The organism is Nitrincola alkalilacustris (assembly GCF_008973755.1).
GTDB lineage: Bacteria > Pseudomonadota > Gammaproteobacteria > Pseudomonadales > Balneatricaceae > Nitrincola > Nitrincola alkalilacustris.
This window is the reverse complement of the sequence record NZ_WBOM01000002.1, coordinates 160909-176063: the sequence shown is the minus strand read 5'-3', so window position 1 is coordinate 176063 and position 15155 is coordinate 160909. Positions and strand designations below refer to the sequence as shown.

General features: G+C 54.4%; 16 protein-coding genes. 8 read left to right on the top strand and 8 right to left on the bottom strand.

The window, feature by feature from the left end:
- Positions 1 to 486, bottom strand: coding sequence for a tRNA (adenosine(37)-N6)-threonylcarbamoyltransferase complex ATPase subunit type 1 TsaE (gene tsaE / locus F7R27_RS03665; protein WP_151702869.1), 486 nt, complete (start codon positions 484 to 486; stop codon positions 1 to 3).
- On the bottom strand, positions 483 to 2000 hold the full coding sequence (locus tag F7R27_RS03660) for an NAD(P)H-hydrate dehydratase (protein WP_151702868.1): 1518 nt from the start codon (positions 1998 to 2000) through the stop codon (positions 483 to 485). The genes tsaE and F7R27_RS03660 overlap by 4 nt, the downstream gene beginning before the upstream one ends.
- 53 nt (positions 2001 to 2053) lie before the next feature.
- Here F7R27_RS03660 and queG point away from each other — a divergent pair, with 53 nt between their 5' ends.
- Positions 2054 to 3136 carry a tRNA epoxyqueuosine(34) reductase QueG gene (gene queG, locus F7R27_RS03655; protein ID WP_151702867.1) on the top strand — a complete coding sequence of 361 codons (1083 nt, stop codon included), beginning with the start codon at positions 2054 to 2056 and terminating at the stop codon, positions 3134 to 3136.
- 7 nt (positions 3137 to 3143) lie between these two features.
- Here queG and orn read toward each other — a convergent pair whose 3' ends face one another.
- Positions 3144 to 3686 (bottom strand): oligoribonuclease, encoded by a 543-nt coding sequence (orn, locus tag F7R27_RS03650; protein ID WP_151702866.1) that lies wholly within the window; start codon positions 3684 to 3686, stop codon positions 3144 to 3146.
- A 105-nt stretch (positions 3687 to 3791) separates the two neighbouring features.
- Between orn and rsgA the strand changes: the two genes are divergently transcribed.
- From rsgA to F7R27_RS03620, 6 genes are all read left to right on the top strand, one after another.
- Positions 3792 to 4820 (top strand): small ribosomal subunit biogenesis GTPase RsgA, encoded by a 1029-nt coding sequence (rsgA, locus tag F7R27_RS03645; protein WP_151702865.1) that lies wholly within the window; start codon positions 3792 to 3794, stop codon positions 4818 to 4820.
- Between the two features lie 18 nt (positions 4821 to 4838).
- On the top strand, positions 4839 to 6509 hold the full coding sequence (locus F7R27_RS03640) for an HDOD domain-containing protein (RefSeq protein WP_151702864.1): 1671 nt from the start codon (positions 4839 to 4841) through the stop codon (positions 6507 to 6509).
- Positions 6510 to 6526: 17 nt separating this feature from the next.
- On the top strand, positions 6527 to 7408 hold the full coding sequence (asd, locus tag F7R27_RS03635) for an archaetidylserine decarboxylase (protein WP_151702863.1): 882 nt from the start codon (positions 6527 to 6529) through the stop codon (positions 7406 to 7408).
- The gene (ygfZ, locus tag F7R27_RS03630) at positions 7405 to 8445 is read left to right on the top strand and encodes a CAF17-like 4Fe-4S cluster assembly/insertion protein YgfZ (RefSeq protein WP_151702862.1); all 1041 of its coding nucleotides are present in this window, start codon (positions 7405 to 7407) and stop codon (positions 8443 to 8445) included. The genes asd and ygfZ overlap by 4 nt, the downstream gene beginning before the upstream one ends.
- A 98-nt stretch (positions 8446 to 8543) precedes the next feature.
- A complete protein-coding gene (locus F7R27_RS03625) occupies positions 8544 to 9212 on the top strand; it encodes a hypothetical protein (protein WP_151702861.1) in 669 nt (222 codons plus the stop codon).
- 10 nt (positions 9213 to 9222) lie between these two features.
- Positions 9223 to 9786 carry a FlgO family outer membrane protein gene (locus tag F7R27_RS03620; protein WP_151702860.1) on the top strand — a complete coding sequence of 188 codons (564 nt, stop codon included), beginning with the start codon at positions 9223 to 9225 and terminating at the stop codon, positions 9784 to 9786.
- 77 nt (positions 9787 to 9863) lie between these two features.
- On the opposite strand, the gene ung is transcribed toward F7R27_RS03620, so the two are convergent.
- Genes ung through prfB form a run of 3 tightly spaced genes read right to left on the bottom strand, consistent with a single transcriptional unit; the run spans position 9864 to position 13219 of the window.
- On the bottom strand, positions 9864 to 10547 hold the full coding sequence (gene ung / locus F7R27_RS03615) for a uracil-DNA glycosylase (RefSeq protein ID WP_151702859.1): 684 nt from the start codon (positions 10545 to 10547) through the stop codon (positions 9864 to 9866).
- A gap of 33 nt (positions 10548 to 10580) precedes the next feature.
- A complete protein-coding gene (gene lysS / locus F7R27_RS03610; RefSeq protein WP_151702858.1) occupies positions 10581 to 12089 on the bottom strand; it encodes a lysine--tRNA ligase in 1509 nt (502 codons plus the stop codon).
- 35 nt (positions 12090 to 12124) lie between these two features.
- Positions 12125 to 13219 (bottom strand): peptide chain release factor 2, encoded by a 1095-nt coding sequence (gene prfB, locus F7R27_RS03605; RefSeq protein ID WP_151702857.1) that lies wholly within the window; start codon positions 13217 to 13219, stop codon positions 12125 to 12127.
- Positions 13220 to 13374: 155 nt separating this feature from the next.
- On the opposite strand from prfB, the gene F7R27_RS03600 reads away from it, so the two are divergent.
- Entirely contained in the window at positions 13375 to 14085 is a 711-nt protein-coding gene (locus F7R27_RS03600; RefSeq protein ID WP_168927416.1) for a cytochrome b/b6 domain-containing protein, read from the top strand.
- Positions 14086 to 14091: 6 nt separating this feature from the next.
- Here the strand turns inward: F7R27_RS03600 and F7R27_RS03595 are convergent, their stop codons facing one another.
- Positions 14092 to 14562 carry a c-type cytochrome gene (locus tag F7R27_RS03595; protein WP_151702855.1) on the bottom strand — a complete coding sequence of 157 codons (471 nt, stop codon included), beginning with the start codon at positions 14560 to 14562 and terminating at the stop codon, positions 14092 to 14094.
- A 57-nt stretch (positions 14563 to 14619) separates the two neighbouring features.
- A complete protein-coding gene (locus F7R27_RS03590) occupies positions 14620 to 15153 on the bottom strand; it encodes a flavodoxin (protein ID WP_206060362.1) in 534 nt (177 codons plus the stop codon).
- Positions 15154 to 15155: the final 2 nt, after the last annotated feature.

Here is a 15155-nt window from a genome sequence, read left to right as displayed (position 1 = left end):
TCACTCACTTGCTGATGACTGATTATCCAGCTTTTCGGCCAGTTGATGACCGACTTGAGTACTGGCAGCCCAGCATATTTCTCGTCCGCTTCCCTTCTCACTCAAGGTTATATCCATATCAGCATCCGGTAAAAGTCCTTCACCACGTTCAGGCCACTCAACCAGACACAGACTTTTTCCATCAAAATAATCTCTTATGCCGAGAAATTCCAGTTCTTCTGCATCATTCAGCCGGTAAAGATCAAAATGATACACTGAGCCATTCGGTAATTCATAGGGCTCAACCAGGGTATAGGTCGGGCTTTTGACTGTGCCTGAGTGCCCCAGCGCACGCAGAACACCTCGAGCAAGCGTGGTTTTACCTGCCCCGAGATCACCATGCAGGTAGATCACAGCTCCTGCAGAAGCGGCCTGTGCCAGCAGAGCACCAAAATCCAGGGTTGCCTGCTCATCCTGCAAAAACAGCTTGCCTTCACCCGACTTCATGACACTTTCCCATTCAATACCCTTCTTATCATTGCAATCAGATCTGTCGCCATAAGTCCGCGTTCGCCATATTCTGCCGCACAGAGATCGGCGGCCAGCGCATGCGCATGCACGCCGATGCGCGCAGCATCAACCGGCTTCAACCCCTGCGCCAGCAGTGCCCCGATCACTCCCGACAGCACATCTCCCATGCCACCACAGGCCATACCCGGATTACCGGCATTACACAGATGGATAACATCACCATCAAAGGTCAGAGTACCCGCACCTTTCAGTACAATCGTGCCACCGTAGCGTTCCTGTAGCTCTCTGACAGCTGCAAACCGGTCGTCCTGCACGCTGCGCGAATCAGTGCCGAGCAGTCTTGCCGCCTCACCCGGATGAGGTGTCAGAACCCAAGCATCGCGTACGCTTGCCATCACCGTGCTATTGTGCAGGAAATGCAGTGCATCTGCATCCAGCACCAGAGCCTTTTTACTTGCCAGCGCCTTCTGCATCATCTGCCCAGCCCAGGCACCCTGCCCAAGCCCCGGCCCCACAACCAGCACATCCGGCTTTTCCAGCAGGGGTTGGACATCCTGCCCCGAACTGACGCCTTGCACCATCAACTCTGGCGAGCGTGCCAGCGCTGACGCTATATGCTCGGGTCGTGTTGCCAGAGAGGTCAGACCGGAGCCACTGCGGGCAGCGGCTTCTGCCGCCATCAACGCGGCACCTCCCATGCCATATTCACCACCAACCACCATGACATGACCATATAGACCCTTATGTGCCGAACGCTGACGTGGCGGCAGCATTTCAGCAACATCTTCAGCATCGGTACGAAAACCGCTGACCGGAATCGCTTCATAAAGTTCATCCGGCACCATTAATCCGTCAAACAGCAACTCGCCACAATAGTCCACACCCTGATGCGTCAGCAGGCCCTGCTTCAGCCCGATAAACGTCAGTGTCAGACTGGCTTTTATCGCCGTCCCCAGCACACGTCCCGAATCACTGCATAGCCCTGAGGGAATATCGACCGCTATGACCGGACGATTGCACTGATTAACCCTGGAGATCGCTTCACGTACCGGACCGCGCACCTCACCCTGCAGCCCTGTGCCCAACATGGCATCGATGATGATATCACCGGTAAGCTCAATTTCGCTGCGCCAGGGGCGAGTCACCACACCGACAGCCTCAGCCCACTGCCAGGCCTGACTCGCTTCACCCTGCAACTGTTCAGGATAGGGCTCGGCACTGAGCGTCAACACTTGCACCTTCAACCCCTGCTGATGCGCCAGACCGGCCACAATCAACCCATCGCCGCCATTATTACCTGCACCGCACAGGACAGTTACAGATCGACACCCCGGCCAGCGCTGCAACATTTCGGCAAAAACGGCATGACCGGCACGCTGCATCAATCTGAAACCAGGAATGGAAAAGCGCTCGATGGCTACACGATCAAGCGCACGACACTGCTCAGCCGTGTATAATGTGGCAGGCAAGCTGCTTCTATTCTGAACCATGATCAGCCCTAACTCCTTAATTATCCTGATAGTATAATAGAACACGCCGATATATGACGCACCCGACCCGGAATGAACTCGACACACTGGCCGAACAGATCAAAGCCAAGGCGACAGAACTGGGTTTTCAGCAGTGTGCGATCACTCACACCGACCTGTCGGAGGAGCTGGCAGGCCTTGAGTCCTGGCTGGAACAGGGGATGCATGGCGAGATGGACTATCTTGATCGCAACACGGACATGCGCCTCGACCCGACACTGCTGGTTCCCGGCACCCAGCGGATCATCAGCGTACGCATGGACTACCTGCCCCCCGAAGTCGAGACACTGAAAATCCTGCAGCAGCCGGACAAGGCATACATAGCACGCTACACTTTGGGTCGTGATTATCACAAACTGATGCGAAAAAGGCTGCAAGCACTGGGTCGCTGGATCAGTGAGCACTCGCCTGCCGAAACCAGCTTTCGCCCCTTTGTCGACAGCGCACCGGTACTGGAAAGGTCTCTCGCTCGCAATGCCGGCCTTGGCTGGATCGGCAAACATACCCTGTTGCTGAACCGTCATGCCGGTTCCTGGTTCTTTCTGGGTGAGCTGTTCATCAACCTGCCCTTGCCTGTAGACCCCCCGGAACAAAGCAGCCATTGCGGACGCTGCACCGCCTGCATGGATATCTGCCCGACTCAGGCCTTCCCGGCACCTTATGTACTGGATGCCAGCCGCTGCATCTCATACCTGACCATTGAGCTCAAGGGCAGCATACCCGTTGAGCTGCGCCCTCTGATGGGCAACCGTATCTTCGGCTGCGATGATTGCCAGATGGTCTGCCCGTGGAACCGTTTCGCCAAACGCAGCCCTGAGGATGATTTCAAGCCCAGACACCACCTTGATCAGGCGGATCTCCTGAGCCTTTTCAACTGGGATGAGAGCACCTTTCTGCAACGCACCGAGGGGTCAGCCATCCGCAGAACAGGCCATGAAGGCTGGCAGCGCAATATCGCCGTGGCGCTCGGCAACAGTCGCGGTGGCGAGCAGGTCAGACAGGCACTGCAGCAGAGACTGGCCAGCGCATCACCTCTGGTCAGAGAGCATATCGAATGGGCACTGACCGAGCTGAAAAAATCTGATCCGACTCAGTGAGCAGGACTCAAAGACGGAAGAAGTGACGCCGGTAATAACGCAACTCTTCTATCGAGTCCCGGATATCATCCAGCGCCAGATGGGTCCCTTTTTTCTTCAAACCACCCATGATATCCGGCTTCCAGCGCTTGGCGAGCTCCTTGATGCTGCTGACATCCAGATTGCGGTAGTGAAAGAACGCCTCCATCTCCGGCATGTAGCGCACCAGAAAACGCCGATCCTGACCGATACTGTTACCACACATGGGTGAGACACCCTTATCAACATGCTGGCTGATGAAGTCAATCATCATCTGCTGCGCTTCTGCTTCAGTGGTTTTACTCTCTCTGACACGCTGCGTCAGACCGGACTGGCCATGCTGCCGGGTACACCATTCATCCATATGTGTCAGGACAGCATCTGATTGATGAACCGTTACGACTGGCCCCTCAGCCAGAGTATTCAGGTCGGAGTCGGTGACAATTGCCGCCATTTCTATAATGCGGTGCTGCTCGGGATCAAGCCCCGTCATCTCCAGATCGATCCAAACCAGATTATTTTGACGCGACATGACTCACTCCTGAAGAACTAAACTGTCAATTCTACTCAGATTAGAATACCTTAGCATCATCAACAAGAGCGCCATCAACAAAAGCGAAGCCGGCAATACTTATTCATGTCAAAGCGTAAACTGACCCGCCGCCAGTCATGGCGTGTAGAAAAGATTCAAAAGGAGCGCACAGAGCGCGCCACTCGACTGGATCAGAACATCCAGGAACAGCTGGAAGGTGGCGATCTGGGTCCGGAGCAGAACGGACTGATCATCTCCCATTTTGGCAAGCAACTGGACGTTGAAGCACTGGAAGGGGAGTTACAGGGCACAATTGTGCGTTGCCATATGCGCACACATCTGGGGCAACTCGTCACAGGGGACAGGGTAGTCTGGCGCGAATCCGCCGAAGGGGGAGGTGTCGTGGTAGCAGTGCACCCGCGCAAGACGCAGCTGCAACGCCCCAACAACCGCGGTGAACTGAAACCTGTCGCTGCAAATATAGACCTGATCGTCATCACCATTGCACCGGAGCCGCGGGCACACCTCAACCTCATCGATCGCTATCTTGTCGCAGCTGAACTGTGTGAAATAGAGCCACTACTGCTGCTGAACAAAGTCGACCTGTTGAATGAGGATAATCGCACCTGGCTGGATCCGATGATTGAACTTTATACTCAACTCGGTTATACCCTGCTGCAGGCATCAACCACCAGCCGCGATGGCCTGATACCCTTACAGAGACGCCTGGACCAGCAGATCAGCGTCTTTGTCGGACAATCCGGTGTCGGCAAGTCATCACTGGTCAACAGCCTGCTGCCGGGAGTGGATCTGCGCGTCGGCGCCTTGTCGGAGCAGAGTGGCAAGGGACGCCATACAACAACAACCGCACGCCTGTTTCACTTCCCGGAAGGTGGAGATCTGATTGACTCCCCTGGCATCAGGGAGTTTGCACTCTGGCACATAGATCCTGAAGATCTATTATACGGTTTCAAGGAATTCAGGCCTTTTATCGGTCATTGCCGCTTTCGTGACTGCAAACATGAACAGGAACCGGGTTGCGCTCTTCTGGGAGCGGTTGAAAGCGGCGCCATCAGCGAACAGCGCTTTGCCAGCTATCGGCAGATACTGCTCTCGCTGACAGAAGTTCATTAATGCACTGGGTATGATCTGATGAGTCGAGCAGAAAAGCTGAGAGGTACAGACGCCTGGGTCAGATTTCTGGCCGATAAACCTCTGCCAGCCAGAGGCAGCTCCGTCCTGCGCCTGCAAAAAAAACTCGGCGAGTCTGAGAACGATATTTCTGTGCAGCACCTTGCCAGACTGATTGCCCAGGATCCGGTCATCTGCCTGCATGTTGCACGTCAGGCACAGGCACTGCACAAGGATTCTGGACAAAGTACTCGGGTAACCGGCATAGATCATGCCGTTCAAACACTGGGGCTGGATCAGCTCACTCCGCTGCTGGACAGCCTGCAGACACTCAGATTGAACCCTCGCAACCCGGTCCAGAAAATGTATTTCCGCTCCATCGCCAACAGCATGCACGCATCTGTCCAGCTTGCTGACTGGCTGAGCGGCCGGAAGGCACAGTTCAATGAAGAAGCCAGACTGGCCTCCATGCTCTATGGCTTTACTCACTGGCTACTCTGGCTGCATGCCCCGTTGCATCAACGCCTGCTGTTTCAGAAAACCGATCGCGAAGAGGTCGACAGCGCACTGGCAGAGCAGGATGTTTATGGCTGTACACTGCAATCTATCGGACGACGTCTGGGCATTATCTGGGGCCTGCCCGAACTGGTGGTGAAAGCGCTGGATCACGGCACATCACCCACTGCCCAGATGCTGCAGAAACTGCATCAACGAGCCATGAAAGACCCTCAGCTCGATTCGGAAAAGCTCAGAGAGGTCAGCCACTTCGTTCAACAGCCTCTGTTCCCGGTAAAACTGAGCAACTGGCTGGCACTGACGGTTACTCTTGGCTGGGGGTCCAGCAAAGCCACCCGCCTAAGCGATATTGTCAGTGATCTTCTCGGACAGGAGATAGATAACACCCGCGCCAGACTCCATGCCAACTGCGCAGAAGCTGCTCGCCAGTATCATGTGCCGGGCACTCTCTCGCCTGCTGCCGAACTGTTGATGAACGAAACCCTCATCGGTGACACAGACCTGCTTGAGATCAGGCAGTGGCAGAGCTACCTTGAAGAATACCCCAAACCCGATATGCCTGAGAGCATCCATGAAATCGAGCAGCACTCTGCCAACAGTGCCATATCCAGGCAAGCCAAAGAGACCGGCGCAGGAGGTCACGCTGCAGCCAAAAATGACATCCTGACCAATCCGCAGCTGGTGGAACGCCTGCAACAGCGGTTCCGCGCGCCGGACCCAAACAGAAAACCGGGCTCCATCCTGCGTGACCTGATGCATGGGCTGAATCAGGGGATTGGCCTGAGGCGTGTCGCTCTGCTGCGAACACATGTCGGACAGCAGCAACTGCGCACTGTTCAGGTAATCGGTTTTGAAGCAAACCACCCCATACTGAGCTTCGAATTCGACCTTTCAGTACCGAGCCTTTTCAAGCGCCTGTGTAAGGAACCGGCCTGTATCAGCATCAACCAGCGCACACGCAACCGCTCTCTGACTACCCTGCCCGATAGTTTTCGCGCCCTGCTGCCGGGCGATGACTGCCTGCTGATATCCATTTTCATGGGTGGCAAACCCATCGCCATCTTATATGCAGATCAGGGAGAAAGAGCTGCACCCATGTCCGATTTTTACTATGATCACTTCCGCAAACTCTGCGCGGCCGCCAATGTGGCTCTGAAATCCGTTGCCGCCCCCTGAATCCAACAGGACGTACCGTGAAAAAAACGTTATTCATTCTACTTCAGCATATTGCCCCTCAGCACCTCATCTCCCGACTGGCCGGGCGTGTTGCCGAGTGCGATGCTCCGTGGTTCAAAAACCGCTTCATCAACTGGTTCATCAAGCGCTATCGAGTCAACATGTCGGAGGCGATACATGAAAATGCTGAGGATTACCCCTCCTTCAATGCCTTTTTCACTCGTAGCCTGAAACCAGGCATACGCCCCGTTGACCCGGACACTCACAGCATCACTTCACCGGCAGACGGCGCCATCAGTCAACTTGGCCAGATCGAGCATGGCCGTATTTTTCAGGCCAAGGGGCGCAGCTATGGGCTGACAACACTACTTGGTGGCTGTGAAGAGCGAGCAGCCCTTTTTACCAATGGCAGCTTTGCCACCATCTATCTCTCACCCCGCGACTACCATCGCGTGCATATGCCGTTCACCGGCACACTGAGAGAAAGTATTTACGTGCCCGGTGATCTCTATTCAGTCAATCAGACAACGGCCGAGGAGGTTGAAAATCTGTTTGCACGTAACGAACGCCTGGTTGCGATCTTTGATACAGAGCTGGGCCCCATGGCGATGGTGATGGTAGGCGCCATGATAGTTGCCGGAATTGAAACTGTCTGGCAGGGAGCTGTGGCTCCGCTGCCACGCAAACCGCTTGTACTGGATGATTTCACTGGCCGCAAGAATCCTGTCTCACTGGAAAAAGGCGAAGAGATGGGACGCTTCCACCTCGGGTCGACCGTCGTACTGCTGTTCGGAGCTGGCGCAGTCAACTGGCATGAGCAACTGACCGCCGGCTCCCCTTTGCAATTAGGCAAGGCGATAGCCCACTGCAATCAGGATGACATGCGGAGATCACTATGACTGCCCAGTGGCTGAATCACTTGAAAGCGCTGAAGATGGAAATCGATACAAATCAGCTATCGATTGAGTCCGTACCTGCGTCTGATAATCCGAATCGATACTATCCACTGCTGCATCAGGGAATCATCAGCGTTTCGGGGCCTGATGCCGGAAAGTTTCTGCAGGGACAGCTCAGCTGTGATATCAAACAGGTCGATGCATCTGGTTCACGTCTGGGCGCACACTGCAATATCAAGGGACATATGATCAGCCTTTATCGCGTCATGCACGCGGATGTAGATACCTACTGGCTGAGAACAGACCGACGCCTTATGGAATCAGCTCTGAGCGCCCTGAAGCGCTACATCATCTTTTCCAAGGCCGAGGCGAAAGAGTGCAGCGAAACGCTGGCAGGCATAGGCATTTCCGGCCCTGATGCCAGTTCTCTGGTAAACAGCCTGATTAAGCTGGATTCAGACGAAACCGACAGCGTCAGCAAGCAGAACGGCATGGTTGCCGTAAGCCTGCCGGGTAACCGCTTTGAGATCTGGTTCCCTGTGCAAAATGGCGAATCCGTACTTGCACAGCTGTCAACCAAGGCGGCAGCCGGTACAACCAATGCCTGGGTACTCTCTGAAATTCAGGCAGGCATACCGGATCTGAGACCCGAGACCAGTGAAGGTTTTATTCCTCAGATGACCAATCTGCAGGTGTTTGAAGGCGTCAGCTTCACAAAAGGGTGCTATACAGGCCAGGAAATAGTCACTCGACTGCAACACAGAGGACAGCTCAAACGCCCCATGTATCGTGCCCGCGTGATCAGTGAGCGAGCTCCTGAACCTGGCATGGCCATACATGCCCAGAGCCGCGATAATCAGGGGCAGGTGCTTCTGTGCGCAGCCACGAGCGCTCCTCAGGAGTTTGAACTACTGGCTGTCATGGTCAAGGATCGGGTTGAGCAGGAGCCGATGTTGCTGGGCTCACCAGCAAGAGAGGTACTTGAAATACTCGATCTGCCATACCAGCTTGACAAAAGACTCTTTGAAAGCAAAAGGTAAGTTAGACCAATAGCTGACGAAAAGTTCACCAGAAAAAAGATGACAGGCTTTTCATAAAAGCTATACTGTCGCAAACGGACCAAAAAAGGATTCTGATCATGCTGCGCCAGCTTTGTATCATCGGAGTGAGTGCCGCTTTTCTCAGCGGCTGTTTCAACACCCACCAGTCGCAGGCACCCATTGCCAAAACCTATCCCATAACCCACCAACAGAAGATGCAAGCCGCACACCATTGGGATGTTCTTGCGGAACATCAGGCACAATTACTGATGGAGTCCGATTTTCTCTCTGGCAAAGCCTTTTATATTCACCACGATGACAATGGCAGCGCCTTCTCACAAGGTTTTGACTCACTACTGACCAGCCAACTGGTCAATGCTGGCGCACATGTCAGAACCGAACCGATGAATACTGCGCACGTCAACTACAAGGTTCAGGTAGTGCGGCATAAGGATCGTGGCTACATCCGGGCTCCAGAAGGTACCTGGACGGCACTCACAGCCAGTGTCGGGTTTGCTGCGATGGCCTATAACAGCTGGGGTGAGCCGGCACTTGCTCTGATCCCGTTTGCTGCAGCAGCCGACTTCTGGAGTGGCAGTTGGACCAGCGAAACCAGCTCTGAAGTGATCATCACCACACAGGTCACCGAACATGGCAGAATCCTGTATTCATCTTCGAATATCTATTACATCAACCCAGGGGACAGTGATCACTACCAGGCTCAACGGAGTGTCACCAAAGCAGTTCCTGTGACCGGCACCTGGTAAGGAGACCCCGATGAAATACTTTACGCTCCCAAAGCAAGTTCATGCCATCACTCTGCTGCTAATACTGCTATTGCTCACAGGTTGTGCCAGCAATACAACAGCAAACCGAACACAGGATGTTGATGTTGATATTCAAGGCGTGATCCAGCAGGCAGCCGGTGACCTGTTGAAAAACACCCGAGGCCTGGCACCCGGAAAACCTCTGATCGCAGCTACATTTGTCAATGTCGACAACCTGCAGCAAACATCTACTCTTGGGCGCATGTTGTCTGAAACCTTCTCATCATCACTGACTCGTAGCGGTCAGACGGTTATCGAAGTGAAAATGCGGGATAGCCTGTTCATTCAGGAACGCACCGGAGAGCTGATCCTGTCACGTGAAGTGCGCAGCCTGTCAGCCTCTCATGATTCTCAGGCAGTATTGTTGGGAACCTATGCCCAGGGCGGTACACATGTTTATGTGAATATTCGCATCGTGCGCACTACCGACAATGTGATTCTGGGATCAAAAGATCTGCGTCTGCCGCTGAATCGCGACATCCGCGCCATGCTGCCTTCTCCGGGTGCTCGCTAAGTTTATAAGCACCAGCCCACCTGAAGCTGCCGGGTCACGACCATCAGGTCGTGCCCGGTGACTTATTCAGACACTGACTAGACAGAAGCTGGCAGCTGCCAGTTGATCTCACTGCGACCCTGCGCTTTCAGATAGTAATTCGCCTGGCTGAAATGACCACACCCGAGAAAACCTCGATGCGCAGATAGCGGTGAAGGATGAGGTGCCTTCAATACCAGATGACGTCCGGTATCGATAAAGGCACCTTTTTTCTGTGCATAACTGCCCCAGAGCATGAACACCACTGATTCGCAGCGCTCATTCACCAGATGGATAATGCGATCCGTGAACTGCTCCCAGCCCTTGCCCTGATGAGCATTGGCATTGCTTTGCTCCACCGTAAGCACAGCATTCAGCAGCAGCACACCCTGCTGCGCCCAGGATTCAAGATAACCATGAGACGGTGGCTGAATACCCAGATCACCCTGCAGCTCCTTGTAGATATTGATCAGCGATGGCGGTGTGCGCACACCGGGACGAACAGAGAAGCACAGCCCATGCGCCTGCCCCGGCTGGTGATAGGGGTCCTGCCCCAGAATCACCACCCGCACGTCAGGCAGAGGCGTTGCCTCCAGCGCATGAAACCACTCTGCAGAGGGCGGAAAGATCACCTTCTGCTGATCCTTCTCTCGCCGCAGAAAGGCTTTCAACTCCTGCATGTAGGGTTTGAAAAACTCCCCTTCAAGCTCTGCCTTCCAGCTTGGTGCCGCTTCCAGCGCCATATGCCCTCCTCTCTAACCTGTTCTGATCAGCCTTTACTGCTGCTGACGCGGGCGCATCGCAGGGAAGAGTATGACGTCGCGAATCGAGGGAGAGTCGGTAAACAGCATCACCAGACGATCTATCCCGATACCCTCACCAGCTGTCGGTGGCAAACCATACTCAAGCGCATTGATGTAATCAGCGTCATAATGCATCGCCTCATCATCCCCCGCTTCCATCTCCGCAACCTGCTTGCGGAAGCGCTCGGCCTGATCTTCAGCATCATTCAACTCGGAGAAGCCGTTGGCCAGCTCTCGACCACCAACAAAGAACTCGAAGCGATCCGTCACCATTGGATTGTGATCGCTGCGACGCGCCAGTGGACTGACCTCAGTCGGATATTCAGTGATGAAGGTCGGCTGATCCAAACGGTGCTCCACGGTTTTTTCGAAGATTTCGATATGAACCTTGCCCAGACCCCAGCTATCCTTGATATCAATATCCATGCGCTCGGCAATCTGGCGTGCCGCATGCAGATCCGCCAGAGCCTCTGGTGCAATATCGGGGTTGAAGTGCAAAATGGAATCAAACACCGACATGCGACGGAAAGGCTTGCCGAGGTCGTACTCAAAACGCTCCAGCACCTCACCCTCTTCATTGCGCACAGTGTTCACCAACGTAGTGGTACCCAGAATATTCTGAGCCAGGGTGCGCAGCATATCCTCCGTCAGATCCATCAGATCATGATAATCGGCATAGGCCTGATAAAACTCGATCATCGTGAACTCAGGGTTGTGACGCGTTGACAGCCCCTCATTTCGGAAGTTGCGGTTGATCTCGAACACCCGCTCAAAGCCACCCACCACCAGGCGCTTGAGGAACAGCTCCGGCGCGATACGCAGATACATATCCAGATCCAGCGCATTATGATGCGTGGTGAAAGGACGGGCTGAAGCACCACCGGGAATGGAGTGCAGCATCGGCGTTTCAGCCTCGACAAATCGCCTCTCCGACAGGTACTGCCTGATGCCGGCAACAATACGCGAGCGCACCTCGAACACACGACGCGACTGCTCATTGGTGATCAGATCAACATAGCGCTGACGATAACGCATTTCGGTATCCTGCAGCCCCTTGTGCTTGTCGGGCAGCGGGCGCAGGTTTTTGGTCAGCAACTGTGTCTCAGCCATATCGACATAGAGATCACCCTTGCCAGATTTATGCAGCTGACCACGAATACCGACTATGTCGCCCAGATCCATCGCCTTGGCAAAGGCGCGTGCGTCTTTATTGACATAGAGCTGAATACGCCCGGTCATATCCTGGAGCACGGCAAAGGCACCACGATTGAGCATGACTCGACCCGCCACCGCAACGATGATACCGGCTTCTTCCAGCTCCTCCTTGGTCTTGTCGCCGTAAGTCTGCTGCAGATCCTCAGCATAGCTGTCACGACGGAAGTTGCTGGGAAAGGCATTACCCTGTTCACGCAGTGCCTGAAGCTTTTCACGGCGCTCTGCTATGAGACGGTTTTCATCCTGCGGCTGAGTTGTATCAGTCATTTAACTAGTTACCCTGTTCGATCAGATTCGAAAAATTACAGACCCGCTTTCAGACTGGCGACGATGAACTGATCCAGCTCGCCATCCAGCACGCGGTCACAATTGGAGGTCTGGACATTGGTGCGAAGATCCTTGATACGCTGATCATCCAGTACATAGGAGCGGATCTGGCTACCCCAGCCGATATCGGATTTGGAATCCTCCAACTCCTGCGCCACTGCCTGACGTTTCAGCATCTCCATCTCATAGAGTTTTGCCCGCAGCTGCTTCATACAGGTATCACGGTTTTGATGCTGAGATCGCGCCGACTGACTCTGCACCACGATACCGCTCGGTTCATGCGTGATACGCACGGCTGACTCGGTTCGGTTGACGTGCTGACCACCGGCACCGGAGGCACGGTATACATCCACACGCAGATCCGCCGGATTGATATCTATCTCGACATTATCATCGATTTCGGGAGAGACGAATACAGATGCAAAGGAGGTATGGCGTCGGCCACCGGAATCAAACGGTGACTTACGCACCAGACGATGCACACCTATCTCGGTGCGCAGCCAACCAAAGGCATATTCCCCCTCGAAGCGGATCGTGGCACTCTTGATGCCGGCAACCTCACCCTCTGATACCTCTATCAGCTCGGTCTTGAAGCCCTTGTCTTCGCCCCAGCGCAGGTACATGCGCAGCATCATGTTCGCCCAGTCCTGGGCTTCGGTACCACCGGAGCCTGCCTGGATATCGACATAGGCATTATTGGCATCGGCTTCGCCGGAGAACATGCGGCGAAACTCAAGGTTCTCGAGTTTTGCCCCCAGGGCTTCGACTTCCGCCTCCACCTCGGTGACAGTATCGGCATCATCTTCTTCAACGGCCAGATCAAGCAGTTCGCGTGCTTCTTCTATGCCTGTGGTCAGTTCATCCAGAGTAGCAACGGTGGACGCCAGAGAGTTGCGCTCGCGACCGAGTTGCTGGGCATTTTCAGGATTATTCCAGACTGTCGGATCTTCAAGCTCGCGCTCAACCTCTTCAAGTCGCTCTTTTTTACCGTCATAATCCATGTATTGACGCAGCGTGCGCGTCCGCTCGGCAAAATCTTTCAGGCTGTTCAGAATCGGGTTAATTTCCATGTCGGGACTTCGGAGCTCGTTGTTCGGAAAAAGTACGCCATTCTACCCGAATTACGCAGCGGTTTGAATGAGCGGTGTGAATTGTTGCCATGCGGTTGCAGCAGATATCTGCCATATACCTTTCAGCACGCCAAACGAAAATGGAGCCTTGCCCGATGGATACCAGAACACAAAAAGCTGAAAGCAGTACAGACACGAAACAACACGACCTGACTCCGGTGTGGGATCTGTTTACAAGAGCGTTCCACTGGTTGCTGGTAGCGGCGCTGGCCGTCGCCTGGTGGACAGGAGATCAGGGTGATTTCGACCTGATGGAATGGCATATGATCGCAGGCTATACCGTGCTGGGGCTGATACTGTTTCGTGTTATCTGGGGCATCATTGGCAGTCATTATTCGCGCTTCGGACAGTTCTCTTACAGCCCGATCACGACCCTGACCTACCTGCGCCAGCTGCTGTCCAATCGTGCGCCAACCTACATGGGCCATAACCCTCTGGGTAGCTGGATGGTATATCTGCTGTTACTGCTCAGTGCGACACAGGCAGGGCTGGGCCTGTTTGCCAGTGACGACATCTTCATCGAAGGCCCACTGGCACGCTCCGTAGACAGCGATACCGTCAGACTGATGACTTCCTGGCATAAGACTCTGGTCGATTACTTCCTGCTTGCCGTCGGGCTTCACCTGCTGGGAGTCGCCTATCACCAGTTCATCAAGAGAGAGCCTCTGGTTCAGGCGATGATCCATGGCAGGAAACCGGCTGATATGAGCGAACCTCGCCGCCCCTTTGCGCCTGTCTGGCTGGGCACGATGATCGCCTGCCTGTCAGCTGCGATCATCTGGTATGCGGTCAACCGGCTGTTCTGATAATACTCAGCGGCGCTGGCGGAACTCATCATGGCATGACTTACAGGCCTGTCCGAGTGCGGCAAAAGCGGGCCGGATATTACCCCGCATATCGCCGCTGGTGGATGCAATCACCAGCGCCTGCGACTGCTCATTCAGGGCACCCATCTTTTCTTCAAACTCTTCCCAGCGCTCCCAGATCTCTGAACGGGCACCAGTGACCCCCTGATAAGCACCCAAATCAGAGCCAGGCACAAACCCTTCGATCAACATCTCACTCAAGGCATGCACATTCTGAGCATGACGGGTCAACCTGACGGCATCATAATCGATATCACCACGCACCATCGCAGTCATCGGATCCATGTGCCACTTGATCGCCTTATACACAGACTGGCGATACTCAATGGCTTCCTCCGCATCCCGAAGGTCAGCAACCACCGGAGCCGTTATTGCCGTCAGCACCGCAAACCACCCGAGACTCATTAATCTATTCATCTGCTTTTCCTGTTATTGTTTTAACCCGGATGCCTCATCCAGACACCCACTTCCTGCTCAGCCATCCGAAGGCAGATCAAACGCCCGACATACCTGAGGAATCCATTGATCCAATCGCTCCTCAGTTACACCATGCTGGCCATCCTCATCCAGTGCCAGACCGACAAAACTGCGCCCATCATCAGTCAGTGCTCTGGATGCTTCAAACCTGTAGCCCTCGACCGACCAAGGCACTACCAGCGTTGCACCGACAGACGTCAGCAACTGGTGCAACTCACCCATGGCATCCTGAAACCATTCGCCATAGCCCATCTGATCTCCCAGACCAAATAACGCAACACGCTTGCCGACAAAGTTCTGCGCAGCTATCGCCTGCCAGCATTCTTGCCAATCCTCCTGCAACTCGCCGTAATCCCAGGTGGGAATTCCCATGATTAAACAACCGTATTGCTGCATTGCTTCGACACCCTCAACCGCAATATCATGAACCTGAACCCAGGGCTCAAGCCGATCAGCAATCAACTGCGCAACATCCTCTGTATTACCCGTCGTGCTGGCATAGAAAAGGCCTATCGGTTTCGCATTAGTCACAA